This is a genomic window from Micromonospora sp. NPDC049203 (assembly GCF_043197215.1).
GTDB lineage: Bacteria > Actinomycetota > Actinomycetes > Mycobacteriales > Micromonosporaceae > Micromonospora.
Genome location: NZ_JBICSV010000002.1, coordinates 858,953 through 875,970, shown reverse-complemented (window position 1 = coordinate 875,970; position 17,018 = coordinate 858,953). Strand labels below are relative to the sequence as shown.

The 17,018-nt window shown below is 74.1% G+C and carries 15 protein-coding genes; 10 read left to right on the top strand and 5 right to left on the bottom strand.

All coding sequences use genetic code 11. The features are described 5' to 3' along the window. Positions 1-386 precede the first annotated feature (386 nt). The gene (gene typA, locus ACGFIA_RS08360; protein ID WP_357380982.1) at positions 387-2,255 is read right to left on the bottom strand and encodes a translational GTPase TypA; all 1,869 of its coding nucleotides are present in this window, start codon (positions 2,253-2,255) and stop codon (positions 387-389) included. A 131-nt stretch (positions 2,256-2,386) separates the two neighbouring features. Here typA and ACGFIA_RS08355 point away from each other — a divergent pair, with 131 nt between their 5' ends. Beyond that, positions 2,387-3,910 carry a DedA family protein gene (locus ACGFIA_RS08355; protein WP_357380984.1) on the top strand — a complete coding sequence of 508 codons (1,524 nt, stop codon included), beginning with the start codon at positions 2,387-2,389 and terminating at the stop codon, positions 3,908-3,910. A gap of 31 nt (positions 3,911-3,941) precedes the next feature. Continuing rightward, complete coding sequence (locus ACGFIA_RS08350; RefSeq protein ID WP_357380986.1) at positions 3,942-4,814, top strand: transglycosylase SLT domain-containing protein; 873 nt, start codon at positions 3,942-3,944, stop codon at positions 4,812-4,814. Positions 4,815-4,915: 101 nt separating this feature from the next. Here the strand turns inward: ACGFIA_RS08350 and ACGFIA_RS08345 are convergent, their stop codons facing one another. Next, a complete protein-coding gene (locus tag ACGFIA_RS08345) occupies positions 4,916-7,042 on the bottom strand; it encodes an MMPL family transporter (protein ID WP_357474811.1) in 2,127 nt (708 codons plus the stop codon). Positions 7,043-7,178: 136 nt separating this feature from the next. On the opposite strand from ACGFIA_RS08345, the gene ACGFIA_RS08340 reads away from it, so the two are divergent. From ACGFIA_RS08340 to ACGFIA_RS08320, 5 genes are all read left to right on the top strand, one after another. Beyond that, positions 7,179-7,694 (top strand): MarR family winged helix-turn-helix transcriptional regulator, encoded by a 516-nt coding sequence (locus ACGFIA_RS08340; RefSeq protein WP_393259214.1) that lies wholly within the window; start codon positions 7,179-7,181, stop codon positions 7,692-7,694. A 2-nt stretch (positions 7,695-7,696) separates the two neighbouring features. Continuing rightward, on the top strand, positions 7,697-9,346 hold the full coding sequence (locus ACGFIA_RS08335) for a CocE/NonD family hydrolase (protein WP_393259212.1): 1,650 nt from the start codon (positions 7,697-7,699) through the stop codon (positions 9,344-9,346). Between the two features lie 169 nt (positions 9,347-9,515). Beyond that, positions 9,516-10,424 (top strand): hypothetical protein, encoded by a 909-nt coding sequence (locus ACGFIA_RS08330; RefSeq protein WP_357380990.1) that lies wholly within the window; start codon positions 9,516-9,518, stop codon positions 10,422-10,424. Positions 10,425-10,521: 97 nt separating this feature from the next. After that, the gene (locus ACGFIA_RS08325; RefSeq protein WP_393259209.1) at positions 10,522-11,097 is read left to right on the top strand and encodes an ArsR/SmtB family transcription factor; all 576 of its coding nucleotides are present in this window, start codon (positions 10,522-10,524) and stop codon (positions 11,095-11,097) included. A 22-nt stretch (positions 11,098-11,119) separates the two neighbouring features. Next, a complete protein-coding gene (locus ACGFIA_RS08320) occupies positions 11,120-12,394 on the top strand; it encodes an MFS transporter (protein WP_393259207.1) in 1,275 nt (424 codons plus the stop codon). A 50-nt stretch (positions 12,395-12,444) separates the two neighbouring features. Here ACGFIA_RS08320 and ACGFIA_RS08315 read toward each other — a convergent pair whose 3' ends face one another. Further along, a complete protein-coding gene (locus ACGFIA_RS08315; RefSeq protein WP_184686822.1) occupies positions 12,445-12,648 on the bottom strand; it encodes a cold-shock protein in 204 nt (67 codons plus the stop codon). 181 nt (positions 12,649-12,829) lie between these two features. Here ACGFIA_RS08315 and ACGFIA_RS08310 point away from each other — a divergent pair, with 181 nt between their 5' ends. Next, on the top strand, positions 12,830-13,504 hold the full coding sequence (locus ACGFIA_RS08310) for a 50S ribosomal protein L11 methyltransferase (protein WP_357380996.1): 675 nt from the start codon (positions 12,830-12,832) through the stop codon (positions 13,502-13,504). A gap of 89 nt (positions 13,505-13,593) precedes the next feature. Continuing rightward, on the top strand, positions 13,594-14,202 hold the full coding sequence (locus ACGFIA_RS08305) for a VTT domain-containing protein (RefSeq protein ID WP_357380998.1): 609 nt from the start codon (positions 13,594-13,596) through the stop codon (positions 14,200-14,202). A gap of 45 nt (positions 14,203-14,247) precedes the next feature. Here ACGFIA_RS08305 and ACGFIA_RS08300 read toward each other — a convergent pair whose 3' ends face one another. Both ACGFIA_RS08300 and ACGFIA_RS08295 read right to left on the bottom strand, forming a co-directional pair. Then, positions 14,248-14,901, bottom strand: coding sequence for an MBL fold metallo-hydrolase (locus ACGFIA_RS08300; protein WP_357381001.1), 654 nt, complete (start codon positions 14,899-14,901; stop codon positions 14,248-14,250). 8 nt (positions 14,902-14,909) lie between these two features. After that, complete coding sequence (locus tag ACGFIA_RS08295) at positions 14,910-15,626, bottom strand: maleylpyruvate isomerase family mycothiol-dependent enzyme (protein WP_357381002.1); 717 nt, start codon at positions 15,624-15,626, stop codon at positions 14,910-14,912. Positions 15,627-15,849: 223 nt separating this feature from the next. Between ACGFIA_RS08295 and rsgA the strand changes: the two genes are divergently transcribed. Next, positions 15,850-16,929, top strand: coding sequence for a ribosome small subunit-dependent GTPase A (gene rsgA, locus ACGFIA_RS08290; protein ID WP_393259204.1), 1,080 nt, complete (start codon positions 15,850-15,852; stop codon positions 16,927-16,929). Positions 16,930-17,018 lie beyond the last annotated feature (89 nt).

The following is a 17,018-nucleotide window of genomic DNA, read 5'->3' as shown; positions in this document are numbered from 1 at the left end:
CTCCGCCGCCGTCCCGCGTCGGTGCTGCTTCCGGCGTCTCGTGTTGGTCCCGGCGTCTCGTGCCCGTTGCTCGTTGCGGCGTCTGCGCTCGTCCCTCAGCCCGTGCCTGTTGCCCGTTCCGGCGTCTCGTGCCCTTTGCGCATGCCGAGTTTGTCCCTGTCGCCTCGCGTCCGTCCTTGAGATGCACATTCCGCCGACGTGGAAGTCGGGCCGCCCTCCCACCCTGCGCGCCGTGTCTCGCCCCGCGGCGAGCTAGCGCCGGCGTGCCGACTTGTGGGGGCGGTGGTGGCGAGCGGGTGCGGCGGGAGCGGGGGAGCGGGAAAGGGCGGAGCCCGGTCCGCCGTAGGGCGGGCCGGGCTCCGGGTGGTGCTGGTGACGGGCTGAGGTCAGCCGGCGTGCTTGCGGCGGGCGGCCATCCGGCCACGCTGGGTCTGGTCCAGCACCACCTTGCGGATGCGCACCGCGGCCGGGGTGACCTCGACGCACTCGTCCTCGCGGCAGAACTCCAGGGCCTGCTCCAGGGACAGCTTGCGCGGCGGGATCAGCTTCTCGGTCTCGTCGGCGGTCGACGAGCGCATGTTGGTGAGCTTCTTCTCCTTGGTGATGTTGACGTCCATGTCGTCGGAGCGGGAGTTCTCGCCGACGATCATGCCCTCGTACACCTCGGTGCCCGGCTCGACGAAGAGCTGGCCGCGCTCCTGGAGGTTGGTCATGGCGAACGCGGTGACCGAACCGGCCCGGTCGGCGACCAGCGAACCGTTGTTGCGGGTGCGCAGCTCGCCGAACCACGGCTCGTACGACTCGAAGACGTGGTGCAGGATGCCGGTGCCGCGGGTCTCGGTGAGGAACTCGGTGCGGAAGCCGATCAGGCCGCGCGCCGGGACCAGCCACTCCATCCGGATCCAGCCGGTGCCGTGGTTGACCAGCTGCTCCATCCGGCCCTTGCGGGTGGCCAGGAGCTGGGTGATGGCGCCGAGGTACTCCTCCGGGGCGTCGATGGTCAGCCGCTCGACCGGCTCGCAGGTCTTCCCGTCGATCTCCCGGGTGACGACCTGCGGCTTGCCGACGGTGAGCTCGAAGGACTCGCGGCGCATCTGCTCGACCAGGATGGCCAGGGCCAGCTCGCCGCGGCCCTGCACCTCCCAGGCGTCCGGCCGCTCGGTGGGCAGCACCCGCAGCGAGACGTTGCCGATGAGCTCCTTGTCGAGCCGGTCCTTGACCATCCGGGCGGTGACCTTCGCGCCCTTGACCCGGCCGACGAGCGGCGAGGTGTTGGTGCCGATGGTCATCGAGATGGCCGGCTCGTCCACGGTGATCAGCGGCAGCGGCACCGGGTTCTCGGCGTCGGCGAGCGTCTCACCGATCATGATCTCCGGGATGCCGGCGACGGCGATGATGTCGCCCGGTCCGGCGGACTCGGCGGGCTTGCGCTCCAGGCCCTCGGTCATCAGCAGCTCGGAGATGCGTACCCGCTGGGTGCTGCCGTCGGTGCGGCACCAGGCCACGCTCTGGCCCTTGCTGATGGTGCCCTGGCGGACCCGGCACAGCGCGAGCCGGCCCAGGAACGGCGAGGCGTCGAGGTTGGTGACGTGCGCCTGCAGCGGCGCGCCCTCGTCGTACGCGGGCGCGGGGATGGTGTCGAGCAGCGTGCGGAACAGCGGCTCCAGGCTGCTGCTGTCGTCCGGCACCGCGCCGTCGGCGGGCTGGGTCAGCGAGGCGATGCCGTCGCGGGCGCAGGCGTAGACGATCGGGAAGTCGATCTGCTCCTCGTCGGCGTCCAGGTCGAGGAACAGCTCGTAGGTGTCGTCCACGACCTCCTTGATCCGGGCGTCCGGACGGTCCACCTTGTTGATCACCAGGATGATCGGCAGCCGGGCGCGCAGCGCCTTGCGGAGCACGAACCGGGTCTGCGGCAGGGGGCCCTCGCTGGCGTCGACGAGCAACACCACACCGTCGACCATGGTCAGGCCCCGCTCGACCTCGCCGCCGAAGTCGGCGTGGCCGGGGGTGTCGATGATGTTGATGGTGACGGGCTCCGAGCCGTCCGCCGGCAGGTACCGCACGCCGGTGTTCTTGGCGAGGATGGTGATGCCCTTCTCGCGCTCGAGGTCCATCGAGTCCATGACCCGCTCGGTGTTCTCACCACGGGCGCCGTAGGCGCCGGCCTGCCGCAACATGGCGTCGACCAGGGTCGTCTTGCCGTGGTCGACGTGGGCGATGATGGCGACGTTGCGGAGGTCGGTGCGTAGCTGCATACCCTCCATACTCCTGTCTGCGGTTGCCCGGGCACGCCTCGGGGTCACCCCGAGATCGCCCGGATCTGCGTCGAAAGTGCTGTGCCGACCGTTCCAGCGACTGGCATGCTGACACCCGTGCGGGGTGCCCGATGCCTGACCTGCTGAGCTGGCTGCAGGAGCTGCCGCCCCTGCTGATCTACGTGGCCGCCGCGGCGATCGTCGCGGCGGAGACCGCGGTGATCGTCGGGCTGCTGATGCCCGGCGAGGCGACCCTGCTTCTGGTCGGCTTCCTAGCGTACGCGGGGACGCTGCGCCTCGCGCCCGTGCTGGTGGCGATGACCGCCGCCGCCGTGATCGGAGACACACTCGCGTGGCGGGCGGGACGCCGGTACGGGCCGCGTCTGCGCGCCTCGGGAGTGGGCGCCCGGATCGGGGCGCACCGGTGGCGGCGGGCCGACTCGCTGCTGGAACGCCTCGGCGGCCGGGGTGTGCTGGCCGCCCGCTGGATCGCGTTCGCCCGCACGCTGGCGCCCCGGCTTGCCGGGTCGGCCGGGATGCCGTACCGGCGGTTCGCGCCGTGGAACCTGGCCGGGGTGGCGAGCTGGGTCGGTGCCTCGGTGCTGGCCGGTTACCTGGCCGGTGAGTCGTACGAGCGGGTGTCGAAGCTGCTCGGCCGGGCCACCGGGGCGGTGCTCGTCCTGCTGCTGTGCCTGCTCGCCGTGGTGCTGGCCGGCCGCTGGCTGGGACGCAACCCGGACCCGGTACGCGCGCTGGCGGCGCGGGCCGCCGCGCTGCCGCCGCTGCGCTGGCTGCGAGCCCGGTACGGGGTGCTGTTCTTCCTGGTCGCCATGCGCGTCGGCCCGGCCTGGACGCTGCTGATCAACCTGGCGCTGGGGCTGGCGCTGCTGTTCGTCGCCGGGCTGGCCGTGGCGGTGCTGCTGGAGGCGGTCGTCGCGCACAGCGGGCTGGGTGTGCTCGACGGGCTGGCCGCCGACTGGTTCGCCGCCCGGCGTACCCCTGGGGTGGTCGACACGGCCTTGCTCGCGGTGTCGGTGCTGCGGGGCTGGGTGCTGATCGCCGCGGTGGCTGTGGTGGCCGTGGTGGTGGCGCGGCGCGGGCGGGCGTGGCGGGCCGACCCGCTCGGGGTGCTGGGCACTGTCGGCGCGGCCGTGCCGCTGGTGTTGCTCGTGGTGGTCGCGGACCTGACCGGCCCGGGCGGCCCGGACCGTCCCGGTGACCTGTTCCCGACGCAGAACGCGGTGGTGACGGCGAGCTTCGGCACGCTCGCCTGGCTGCTGTCGCGGGGCGCCCGGTGGCCGGTGGGCGCGGCGGTGTGGACCGTCGCGTCGGCGGGCGTGGTCACGGTCACCGGCGCGCGGCTCTATCTGGGCTTCAGCACGGCGAGCGGCACCGTCACCGCGGTCCTGCTGGGCCTCGCCTGGACCACCGTGTTCGTGGTGGCGTGGGCGACCCGGGACCGCCTGGCGGACGCGGACGAGCGGCGGCCCGACGCGGACCCGGACGGGCGGCCGGCCGGCGCGGACCGGGAGGAGTCGTCCGCCGACGGGGACCCGGGCGAGCGGCCGGCCGGCGCGGTGGCGGAGCCGCCGCCCCGGCCCCGGCGCCGCCGGTCCGCGTTTCGGGTACCCCGCGGACCTGTCGATCCTTGTTAGGGTGCGCCGACGAGGACGACGGGGAGGTCCGATGCGGCGAGGATTCGGCCGGTGGGCCGTGGCAGTGGTGGCGCTGCTGGCGGCGGGCACGCTGACGGCGTGCGGCGAGGGGGAACGGCCGGTCCGTGAGGTAGCCGTGGCGCTGCCCAGCACGGAGGTGCCGGTCGACGAGCCGCAGGCGGCGCCGGCCGACGCGCCGAGTGAGGAACCACCGGCGGTGGCGGCGATGGGCGGCCGGCCCAGCCCGAGCGCGTCGGCGAGCGCGAAGCCGCGGGTCAAGCCGTCACGTACGTCGACCGCACCCCTGGCCCGGCCGAAGCCGCCGACCGAGACCCAGGTGCCGCCGGCGCCGCCGAAGCCGGTGGAGAACGGCTGCAAGCCGAGCTACCGGGGCACCAAGGCCAGCCAGAGCCAGGTGAAGGCGGCGCTCGCCGACGCCGCGGCGCGCACCTACTGGCCGACCTCGGCGCCGGACATCCGCATCCCGCCGGCGCTGTTGAAGGCCACCGCCTGGCAGGAGAGCGGGTGGCAGTCGAACATCGTCGCCTGTGACGGCGGGGTCGGGCTGATGCAGGTCATGCCGGCCACGGCGGAGTGGATGAACCAGCGGTTCGGCCAGTCGTACGACATCGACGCCTACCGGGACAACGCCTACCTGGGCGGCACCTACCTGGCCTGGCTCACCAAGTACATCGGCGACATGTACTTCGAGTCCGACTACCGGCTGGACGCCTCGCTGTGCACTGCCGAGCTGAACTCCTGCCTGCTCAACGCCGTGATCGCGGCCTACAACTACGGGCACGGGGCGGTGGCGCGTGAGGATCAGCCGCTGGCCATCCCCAACCCGCAGTACGTGCGCAACGTGCGGGCGCTGATGACCGAGTGCGAGTGCCTGAGCTTCTAGAAGCGGGCGGACGAACGGGGGGGGGGGGGGGGGGGGGGGGGGGGGGGCGGGGGGCGCCCCCCCCCCCCCCCCCCCCCCCCCCCCCCCCCCGTCTGTTCGGCTCAGTCCCGTGCGGGAACCGGCTCGGCCGGCGCCACGGCGGGCGCGTCGGCGTCCCGGGCGATCCGCCCGGGCCACCAGAACCGGTCGCCGAGCAGGAACGCCAGCGCCGGCACCAGCACGGTACGGACCAGCAGCGTGTCCAGCAGCACGCCGAGGCAGACGATGATGCCGATCTGGGTGAGCGTGATCAGCGGCAGCACGCCGAGCACCGCGAACACCGCCGCGAGCAGCACACCCGCACTGGTGATCACGCCGCCGGTGACGCGCAGCGCGGACAGCATGCCGTCGCGGGTGCCGCTGCGCCGCGCGTCCTCCCGGGCCCGGGTGACCAGGAAGATGTTGTAGTCGACGCCGAGCGCCACCAGGAACACGAACGCGAGCAGCAGCACCCCGCTGTCCAGCGCCGGGAAGTCCAGCACGTGGTCGAAGAGCAGCCAGGCCGCGCCGAGGCTGGCGAAGAACGAGCCGATGACGGTGAGCACCAGCAGCAGCGGCGCCAGGATCCCGCGCAGCAGCAGCACCAGCACCGCGCCGACCAGCAGCAGGATGAGCGGCAGGATCAGCTGGAGGTCCTTGGTGTTCGCCTCGTTCGAGTCGTACGTGGCGGCCACCGAACCACCGACCAGCGCGCCGTCGGGGGCGTCCGCTCCGTCCACAGCGGGCGGCGCCGAATCCGGTACGGCGGCCACGGCGTCGCGCAGCGCCACCACGGCCCGGTCGGAGGCGGCGCTGCCCGGCTCGGCGGTGAGCACCACGTCGATCTGGGCGACCCGGTCCCCGGCGGTGCCGGGGCGGGCCGAGGCGACCCCGTCGACGTCGGAGGCGGCGGCGAGGACCGCCGGGGCGGCCTGTGGGTTGGTGATGACCGCGACCGGCTGGGTGCTGCCGGCCGGGAAGGCCCGGGCGAGCGTCTCCGCCCCGGCGACCGCCTCGGGCTTCTCGCTGAACTGCTCGGTCTCGGACAGCCCGGTACGGATGCCCAGGCCGCCGAGTGCGAGGCCGGCGAGCAGCAGGACGGCGAGCGCGGCGACCGGCAGCGGGCGGCGGACCACCAGCTCGCCGAGGCGGCCCCAGATCCGGCCCTCGCGGGCGGCGCTGCCGACCCGGGGGATGAACGGCCAGAACAGGCCCCGGCCGAACAGCAGCAGCGCGGCCGGAAGCACGAACAGCGCGGAGAGCATGGCGAGGATCACGCCGGTGGCGCAGGCCAGGGCCAGCGCCCGGTTGGTCTCCTGCTCGGAGAGCAGCAGCGTGAGCACGCCGAGGACGACGGTGCTGCCGCTGGCCAGGATCGGCTCGGCGGTACGGCGCAGCGCGGCGCGCATGGCGGCGAACCGGTCCTCCTCGCGGCGCAGTTCCTCCCGGTAGCGGGCGATGAGCAGCAGCGCGTAGTTGGTGGCGGCGCCGAAGACCAGCACGCTGGCGATGCCCGTCACCTGCCCGCTGGGCAGGTAGATGCCGAACGCGGGGACGAGGGACTCCACCACGCGCAGCGTGATCTGCTCGGTGGCGCCCACCACGAGCAGCGGCACCAGCCACAGGAACGGGCTGCGGTAGGTGATGAGCAGCAGCACCGCCACCACGGCGGCGGTGAACAGCAGCAGCGTGGTGTCGGCGCCCTCGAAGACCTTGCCCAGGTCGGCGGTGAACGCCGGGCCGCCGGTGACCTCGACGGTCAGCTCGCCGGGCAGGCCACCGACCGCCTCGCGGAGCTTCTCCACCTCGTCGACCACCGCCGACGGGCCGCCCTCGGTGGACAGCGGCACCGCGACCAGCGCCACGGTGCCGTCGGGGGAGACCTGGGCGGGGGAGACCCGCCCGCCGGCGGCGAGCGAGTTCAGCTCGCCGGCGATGCCGTCGAGCGTGCTGCGGTCCGTGCCGCTCAGCGGTGCCTGGTCGGCGCGGCTGACCACCACGAGGGCGGTCTGGGCGTCCTTGGAGGGCAACTGGTCCTGGAGCCGTTCGACCTGCGTCGACTGCCATTCCACGGACAGGCCGGTGCCGGACACCGGGTCGGGGTTGTCCGGCTTCGGCAGCCCGAAGGCGACCACGCCGACGACGAGCGCGACGGCCAGGGTGAGCCAGGCGGCGAGCCGGCCCCGGACGACGCGGGAGAACAGTGACATCGGATGCCCTCACATATTGGTCGCGGAGGATTCTCTCTGAGCGAGTATCTTGATAAGCGAGATTATCCGGGGTGGCTCTATGCTGCAACCGAACCGGTTCGGACAGGGGAGGCGACGAGCGGTGGCGGCGCACAGGATGTATCGGCGACGCGACGACCCGCGCGGTCGGATGGTCGCCGAGATCACAAACGACCTGCGCCGTTACTCGGTCGACGCCCAGCACATCGGGCACGCGTTCGCCGGGCTGCACGGGCTCAACGCCACCGACCTGTACGCCCTGATCGCGGTCATGGAGGCCGAGCTGGTGGGCGACCCGATCACTCCCGGCCGGCTCGGCGAGGCGCTCAACCTCTCCTCCGGCTCGGTGACCGCGCTCGTCGACCGGCTCGAGCGCGGCGGCCACATCCGGCGCGACCGGGACACCACCGACCGACGCAAGATCCTGCTGCACTACGCCGACCGGGGCGCCACGCTGGCGCAGAGCTTCTTCGGGCCGCTCGGCCGCCGTACCGACGAGGTGATGGACCGCTTCAGCGACGACGAGCTGGCCGTGGTGCGGCGGTTCATGGCCGAGATGGTGCACTCCATGCGTACCCACCGGGACGAGATCCGCGCCGCCCCGCGCCGCGGCGCCGGGTCCGTGGACGCCTGACCGTGCGGCTGGTCACCCGGGCCGCCGCCGCGGCGCTGCGACTGCCCGCCGCCCGCACCGGGCGGGTCGCGGTCCGCCGGGACATCCCGGTGCGGGTACGCGACGGAGTGACGCTGCGCACCGACCACTACGCGCCCGACCTGCCCGCCGCGCCGTGCGTGCTGATCCGCACGCCGTACGGGCGGGGCGGCCCGGTCCGGCTGCTGGGCCGCCTGATCGCCGAGCGGGGCTTCCACGTGGTGATCCAGTCGTGCCGCGGCACGTTCGGGTCCGGCGGCGAGTTCGCGCCGTTCGTGCACGAGCGCGACGACGGCCTGGACACGCTCGACTGGCTGCGCCGCCAGCGGTGGTGGACCGGCGCGTTCGGCATGTTCGGCGCCAGCTACCAGGGCTTCGTGCAGTGGGCGCTCGCCGCCGAGGCGGGCGAGGAACTGCGCGCGATGGTCGCCGTGGTGACCGCGTCGGCCACCCGCGACTCCACGTACGCGGGCGGGTCGTTCGCGCTGGACACGGTGCTCACCTGGGCCGAGCTGATCGAGGCGCAGACGGTGCCCTGGCTGGCCCGGCAGTGGGAACTCAAACGCGGCCAGCCCCGGCTCGCCCGCGCCCTGACGCACCTGCCGCTGGCCGAGGCCGACCGGATCGCCACCGGCGTCACGGTGCCGTTCTTCCAGGAGTGGCTGCGCCACCACACCCCCGGCGCCGACTACTGGCGTACCCGGGTCTTCGGCGACCGGATCACCGAGGTCCGCGCGCCGGTCGTCATGGTCAGCGGCTGGCAGGACATCTTCCTGCCCGCCCAGCTCGACGACTTCGCCCGCCTGCGGGCCGCCGGGGCGCGTCCCCGCCTCGTCGTCGGGCCGTGGACGCACGGCAGTCCCGGGCTGCTCCTGGCGTCGCTGCGGGAGGGGCTGGACTGGCTCGACGCGCACCTGGCCGGGCGGCCCGCGCCACAGCGGGCGCCGGTGCGGGTGCACGTCGGCGGCGTCGGCGGCGGCTGGCGCGACCTGCCGGACTGGCCGCCGCCCGCCACGCCGGTCCGGTGGTACCTGCGGTCCGGTGGCGCGCTCGCCCCGCAACCGCAGGAGCACGGCACGCCGGACCGCATCCGGTACGACCCGGCCGACCCGACCCCGTCGCTGGGCGGGCCGCTGCTGGTGGCCCAGCGGGCCGGCCCGGTGGACAACCGGCCGGTGGAGGCACGCCCGGACGTGCTCACGTACACCAGCGAGCCGTTGCGGGAGCCGGTCGAGGTGGCCGGGCCGGTACGCGCCGAGATCCACCTGCGCAGCGAACTGTCGTACCTGGACGTGTTCGTGCGTCTGTGCGACGTGGACCGGCGCGGGCGCTCGTGGAACGTCTGCGACGGCCTGGTGCGCGTCGAGCCGGGCCGGTTCCCGGGGGATGCGTCCGGCGTGGTCACCGTGCCGGTCCCGCTCTGGCCGGCCGCGTACCGCTTCGCGCCCGGGCACCGGCTGCGGGTGCAGGTCTCCGGCGGCGCCCACCCCCGGTACGCGCGCAACCCCGGCACCGGCGAGCCGCTCGGCACCGCCGTGACCCTCCGTGCTGGATGGCGGGAGATCCTCCACGATCGCGAGCATCCCTCGGCGCTGGTGCTGCCGCTCGTGCCGGCACCGTCCACAGCGGGCTGATAGTTCAAAAAGCGCCCCTGAGCTGGGCATTTCTGCCTAACCGCGGTTAAGCTCGGAGCAAGTGCCCGGTGCCGTGCAGTTCTCCGGCGGGGCGCGTCCGCGGATCTCATGTCATCGCGCGGTGTGATTGTCGTGTCCTCGCCGGTCATCGATCGGAAGGGGATCTGCCATGACGTCGGCCCCGGCGAACCTGCTGGCCGTCCGGAATCTGTTACTCACCTACCTCAACGTCGACAAGAACGCCGTACGCGCCGACGACCTGGAGCCGGCGGAGGTCGGCATCGTCGGCGACGTCAACCACCGCGGCGGCTACCACTGCGGCTCCGACCGGGTCGTCACGAACGACTACTCCGTGGTGGAGTCCAGCCGGGACCGGTCCGGGCTCACGCTCTACGCGTCGGCGCTGGACGTCGGCACGTTCTCCGTCCGCTCCGGCGGCGGTACGCACAACCTGCGGACGTTCTCCACCTGGATGGTGGCGCAGTGCGTGGCGAACGCGGCCGACACCCGGGACATCCGGGAGATCGTCTACTCCCCGGACGGGCGGACCGTACGCCGCTGGGACCGGCTGGGACGGCGCACCGGCGGCGACAGCAGCCACCTGTTCCACACCCACTTCAGCTTCTTCCGCGACTCCACGAAGGCGGGCCGGGACCAGACCCCGCTGTTCCGCCGCTACCTGACCGCGATCGGGATGATCGCCATCGCGAACCCGGAGGACGACATGGAACAGACCGACAAGCTCATCAACGACACCGGAGCCAAGAACCGTACCGTCGGCGACGTCCTGGCCGACCTGCAGAACCTGCGCAACTGGCTCATCTCGCCGGCCAACACCACCGGGCTGGTCAACCCGCCCATGGCGAACTCGCCGTTGCAGCAGATGCTGGCGATGCTGCGGGCCTGGCCGGCGCTGGTGGCGCAGGTGAACGAGCTGTCCGGCAAGGACTTCACCGACGAAGAGCAGATCGTCTCCGGGGTGCTGGCCGGGCTGCCGCCGGAGAAGATCGCCGAGGCCATCCCGCCGCAGATCGCCCGGGACGTCGCCGACGAGCTGTCCCGGCGGCTGACCGCCTGACCGTCCGGCGCCGCGACCGTCACATCGCGGCGCCCCGGTTCCTCGTAATCCGCAATATGTGTTGCGCAATGGTTCTTGCGGATGCCAGGCTCGCCGCGTGGAACAGCCCTCCGTCCGGCAGATCACCGACTCGCGAGTGCTCGCCGCGCTCGCCCATCCGCTGCGCCGCCGGCTCATGGACGTGCTGAAGGTGTACGGCCCGTGCACCGTCGGCATGCTCGCCGAGCGCACCGACCAGGCACCGGCGAACGTGAGCCACCACCTCAAGGTGCTCGCCGCCGCCGACCTGCTGGTCGAGGCGCCCGAGCTGGCCCGGGACCGCCGGGAACGCTGGTGGAAGCCGCGCAACCGGGGCGTGCGCTGGTCCGAGTCCGACTTCGGCGACGACCCGTCCACCCGGGTCGTCGTCGAGGCCGCCGGCTCGCTCAACCTGGAGCGGCACGCCGAACTGGTACGGGCCTGGCATGCCGCGTCGGACGAGACGTACGCCGCCTGGAACGACGCGCCGTTCAGCACCGACCACTGGCTGCACCTGACCCCGGAGGAGCTGGACACGCTCGGCCGTGAGGTGATCGCGCTGTTCGCCCGGTGGGCCGACCGGCCGGTGCCGGACGACGGGCAGCGCCGCGAGCCGGTCTTCGTGTTCGCCCACGGCGTTCCGGGCCGGCCGTGACCGCCGCAGCGGGGCGGCGGTCGTGACCGCCCCCGCGCACACCTCAGGGCCGGTCGACGCCGCACCCGGCCCGCTGTTCCGGCACCACGACTTCCGGCTGCTCTGGACCGGTCACACGGTCGGCGCCGTGGGCAGCAACATGACCACAGTGGCGCTGCCACTGGTGGCGGTCGCGGTGCTCGACGCGACCACCTTCCAGGTGGCGGTGCTCACCGCCGCCGCCTGGCTGCCCTGGCTGCTCGCCGGCCTGCCGGTCGGGGCGTGGGTCGACCGGGTCCGCCGCCGCCCGGTGATGATCGCCGCCGACCTCGCCGCAGCGGCGCTGTTCGCGAGCGTGCCGGTGGCCGCCCTGGCCGGACTGCTCACCGTCGGGCATCTGCTGATCGTGGCGCTCGGCGCCGGCCTGGCCCGGGTCTTCTTCGAGACCGCCGACCAGGTCTACCTGCCCACGCTGTTGCGTCCGGCGCAGGTGCCCGAGGCCAACGCGCGGCTGCACGCCACGCAGACGGCGAGCTACCTGGTCGGGCCGGGACTGGCCGGCCTCGTCGCCCAGCTGGTCGGCGCGGTGACCGCTGTGGCAGTGGACGCGTTCAGCTTCCTGCTGTCCGCGCTGTGCCTGCGGCGCATCCGCGCGGTCGAGCCCCGACCGCACCGTCCGGACGGGTCGACGTCGCTGCGCCGCGAGGTCGCCGCCGGGCTGCGATTCGTCGCCCGCGACCCGTACCTGCGGGTCCTGACGGTGTTCGGGGCGGCGAGCAACATCGGGCTCACCGGCTACCAGGCGGTGCTCGTGGTGTTCCTGGTCCGGACGGCCGACCTTCCGGTGGGCCTCGTCGGCCTCCTGATCGGGCTCGCCAGCCTCGGCGGCGTGATCGGCGCCGCGCTCGCCGCGCGCCTGGCCCGCCGGCTCGGCAGTGCCCGCACACTGCTGGTCGCCGGCGCCCTGACCGGCCCGCCCGCGCTGCTCATCCCACTGGCCGGGCCCGGCGCGCGTACGGCGTGGCTGGTGCTCGGCGGCGTACTGGTGAGCCTGGGCGTGGCGATCGGCAACGTGGTGAAGGGCAGCTTCCGGCAGACGTACACGCCGCACCGGCTGCTCGGCCGGGTGACTGTGAGCATGCACCTGCTCAACTACGGCACCATTCCGCTGGCCGCGCTGCTCGCCGGGGCGCTGGGCGCGGCCTGGGGGCCGGGCGGCGCGATCCGGGCGATGACCGCCTGGCTGGCGCTGACCCCGCTGATCCTGCTGGCCGGGCCACTACGGAAACGGCGCGACCTGCCGGTCGCGCCGTCCTGATGATGCGCTGCGACGGCGGTCGGGTTCCGACCGCCGTCACCGGCACGTCACTACATGGGACGGACGTTGTCCGCCTGCGGGCCCTTCTGGCCCTGCGTCACCTCGAACTCGACCTTCTGGCCCTCGTTCAGCTCGCGGTAGCCATTGCTCTGAATGGCCGAGTAGTGGACGAACACGTCCGGGCCTCCGCCGTCCTGCTCGATGAAGCCGAAGCCCTTTTCCGAGTTGAACCACTTGACCGTGCCGGTTGCCATGCGTCTCTCCCTGTTCAATGCGGGCGAGCACCTGTCCCTCGACCGATGATCGCCCTCTACCACCCCCGACAGTAACCGCCCGGACGGCATTCCGCTGCCGGAAGCGCGCGGCGCGCCCGTGAATACGCGCGCGGCGGGAAAAAGACCCCACCGCCGGGCGGGGCGCGGCATGCTTGCCCCGATGAGCACGCAGACGGCTCTGGCCGACCTGGAACAGGAGATCGCGGCGCCCGGCGCGGGCCCGGACCGCCTGCGCCTGGTCGGCACGCCGTTCGTCCCCGAGGTGCGCCTGCACCTGGCCGAGGACGCCATCCTGTGGTGGGCCCGGATGGAGGCCGCCGCCGGGCGGTCGCTGCCGCCGCCGTACTGGGCGTCGGTCTGGGCCGGTGGCCAGGCGCTGGCCCGGCACCTGCTGGACCATCCCGAGCTGGCCGCCGGGCGACGGGTGCTCGACCTGGGCGCCGGATCGGGGCTGGTCGCCATCGCCGCCGCTCTCGCCGGGGCCGACGAGGTGGTCGCCAACGACATCGACCCGTACGCGGTGGCCGCCGTCACGGTCAACGCCCGCGCCAACCGGGTCCGGGTGAGCGTCGACGGCGCCGACCTGCTCGACGGGGTGGCGGACGCCGACCTGCTGGTGGCCGGCGACGCGCTCTACGACGCGGGCCTGGCCGCCCGGGTCCTGCCCTACCTGCGGCGCTGCGCCGCGCACGGGGTGCAGGTGCTGGTCGGCGACCCGGACCGGGGCCACCTGCCGCCGGACGGGCTGGAACCGGTGGCCAGCTACCTGGTGCCGACCACCGAACCCTTTGTCGACTCCCCGGTACGCCGGGTGCAGGTGCTGCGCCCCCGCTGACCCTCAGGGATCTCCGGGTCGGGTGTCGGGGACCACTGGGGGTTCATGCCCCATGTGCCGGCGTGCCGCCGGGACATAGCGTGCAGCTCATGAACGAACTCGTGGCCGCCGCCGGTGAGCTGCCCACCACCCTGCTGATGGGGCTGCTCGGCGTGGTCATGCTCGCTGACGCCGTACCCCTGATCGGGGTGCTGGTGCCCGGCGACGCCGCGGTCCTCGCGGCGGTCGGCGCGGGCCGCCCGGCCGGCGGAGCGCTCACCGTCGCGGCGGTGGTCGCCGGCTGCCTGGCCGGGTGGTCGCTGAGTTTCCTCGCCGGCCGGCGCTGGGGCGGGTGGCTGCGGGACAGCCGGGTGGGCGGCTGGATCGGCGAGTCCCGCTGGGCCGCCGCCGAGACGCTGCTGCACCGCGGCGGCGGCCGGATCGTGCTGGTGGCGCCGTTCCTGCCGGTGTTCAACGCGTTGCTGCCGCTGGCCGCCGGCGGGCTGCGGATGTCGTACCGGCGGTTCCTGGCCTGCGCGGCGGCCGGGGCGACCGCGTGGGCCGGGCTCTACGTGGCGCTGGGGCTGGCCGCGCGGGCGCTGACGGGCTTGTTGCCCGCGGCGCTCAACCCCACCGTGCTGACCATGGCGGTCGGGCTGCTGCTGGCCGGCCCGGTGCTGCTCGCCACCCGGCGACGGTTGCGGGCGGTCACCGGCTGACCGCGCCCGGCCCGGCCGCCACGGGGGAGGCCGGGCCGGGCGTGCTCACCAGCCGCGGGCGCGCCACTGCGGCAGCGCGGGCCGCTCGGCGCCGATGGTGCTGTCCTTGCCGTGGCCGGGGTAGAACCAGGTGTCGTCCGGCAGCCGGTCGAAGAGCTTGGCCTCGACGTCGTCGATGAGATGGCCGAAGCGCTCCGGGTCCTGGTCGGTGTTGCCCACACCACCGGGAAACAGCGAGTCCCCGGTGAAGAGATGCGGGGTGCCGGCCGGGTCGCGGTAGAGCAGCGCGATCGAACCCGGCGTGTGCCCGCGCAGGTGGATGACCTCCAGCGCGCAGTCACCGACCGGCACCGTGTCGCCCTCGGCGAGCCGCTCGGCCTCGATGGGCAGGCCCTCGGCGTCGTCGGCGTGCACCAGCGCGCGCGCACCGGTCTTGGCCACCACCTCCTCCAGCGCGACCCAGTGGTCCATGTGCTGGTGGGTGGTCACCACGGCGGCCAGCCCGCCGTCGCCGACCAGCTCCAGCAGGCGAGGCGCCTCGTTCGCGGCGTCGATCAGCACCTGCTCGCCGGTGGCCCCGCAGCGCAGCAGATAGGCGTTGTTGTCCATCGGGCCCACCGACAGCTTGGTGACGGTGAGCCGGTCGAGCTCGCGTACGGCCGGCGGGCCGCCGGGCGTGACGTCTCCGGTGTAGGTCATGACGATGTTCAGATCCATTCCGGTGGGTTCGGCAGGGGGCCGTCGGGTTCGACGGTGAGCATCTCGCCCGCGCCCCGGCCGGTCAGCCAGGCGGCGAGTTCCGGCGCGGGGCCGGTGACCGTGGGCGCCCCCTCCGGGTCGCCCACGACGAGTTCGGACGCGGCGCCGTCGAAGCGCAGCACCATGGACGGCGCGGCCGGGTTGGCGGCCAGCCCGGTGACCACCTCGTGCAGCAGCCGCTGGGCGAACGCCTCCGGCCACTCCGCGGGCCGGTAACCGGCGGCCAGGTCGACGTGGTGCACCTCGACCTCGCGCAACCGGCCCCAGACCAGCATCGCCGCCGGCCACGGGCCACGCCGGGTCCGCACCGTGGCGCCCCAGGCGTCGACGGGCATCGCCGCCACCGCCGCGTCGAAGCGCTGGCCGCTGCGGCGTACGTCGTCCAGCAGGTCGGCCGGGCCGCGGCTCGCGCCCGCGTCGATGTCGTCGGCGCGGGCCTGCGCCGAGGCGTACATCGGGATGTCCTCGCCGGTGCGCGCGGAGGTGAGCAGGTTGACGAACCCGTCGGCGTTGCGGGCCAGGTGGGTGAGCACGTGCGCGCGGGACCAGCCCGGCAGCAGCGACGGTGCCGCGACGTCCTCGGCGGTCAGACCGGACACGGTACGCAGCAGCCGGTCGTTCGCCTCGGCCAGCGCACCGGTCAGCAGCAGGGGGTCGGCGGTCATCGCGTTCTCACGGTTCGACAGTAGCGGGCCGGACCGGGCCGTGCCGCCGGGGAAATCGCTTTCGGCGCGTCGGCGCGGCCCCTACCGTCAGGGCCGACGACCTCGGACCGCCTGGTCCGTGCCGTCGTCTACGCGGCACCGGGAGTCGGAGGGGAGGTGGTGCGCATGCCGGTCGCAACGCGTGTGTTCCGCCGTATCTCCCCTCGACACCGATGAGGACACCATGACTCTCGATCTGACCGCCCTCGGCTGGGACGCCGGCTGGGCGGCCCATCTCGACCGTCGCTCCGGCCGTACTCCCGGGCGGGTCGCCCGGGTGGACCGGGGCGTCTGCACCGTGCTGTGCCCGCAGGGGCCGGTGCGGGCCAGCCTCGGCGGCGGCGTGCTGTCCGCCGCCGCCCGCGACGCGACCGCGCTGCCCTGCGCGGGTGACTGGGTGCTGCTGTGCGCCTGGCCGGACGGCCCGGTCACGGTGGAGGCGGTGCTGCCCCGGCGTACCGCGCTGGTGCGGCGTACCGCCGGCAAGGACGCCAGCGGCCAGGTGCTGGCCGCCAACCTCGACGCCGCGGCGGTGGTCGAGCCGGTGCACCCGGAGCCGGACGCCGCGCGGATCGAACGGCTGCTGTCCCTGGTGCACGAGTCCGGCGCGGAGCCGCTGGTCGTGCTCACCAAGGCGGACCTGGCCGCCGACCCGGCGGCGGTCGCCCGGCAGCTGGCCGACCTCGCGCCGGGGGTGCCGGTGCTGCCGGTCAGCGCCGAGCACGGCACCGGCCTGGCGCCGCTGCGCCGGCACGTCGCCCCGGGCCGCACGCTCGGCCTGCTCGGCCCCTCCGGGGCCGGCAAGTCGAGCCTGGTCAACGCGCTGGCCGGGGCCGATGTGATGCGCACCCAGGCGATCCGCCGGGTCGACGGCAAGGGCCGGCACACCACCACCTGGCGGTCGCTGGTGCCGCTGCCGGGTGGGGGAGCGGTGCTGGACACCCCGGGCGTACGGGCGGTCGGCCTGCTCGACGGCGCGACCGGCCTCGACCGGGCGTTCGCCGACATCACCGAGCTGGCCGCCGGCTGCCGGTACGGCGACTGCGCCCACGACGCCGAGCCGGGCTGCGCGGTGCGGGCCGCGCTGGACGACGGCGCGCTGCCGGTGCGCCGCTGGGAGAGCTGGCGCCGGCTCCAGCGGGAGATCGAGTACGAGAGCGGCCGGCGCGCGGCCCGGCTCGCGGCCGAACGGCGGGGCGGCCGGCGGGGTGGGCGGCGACGCACCGGGCGTCCGGCGACCCCGCCCGCACCAGGGGGATTCTGAGCCGGCCCGGGCCGGTCGGGTGGGGCTGCGTGATTCGCACCCGACCGTCCTGAGCTGGGGGAATGTTCGCACGACGGAAGTTGTCATAC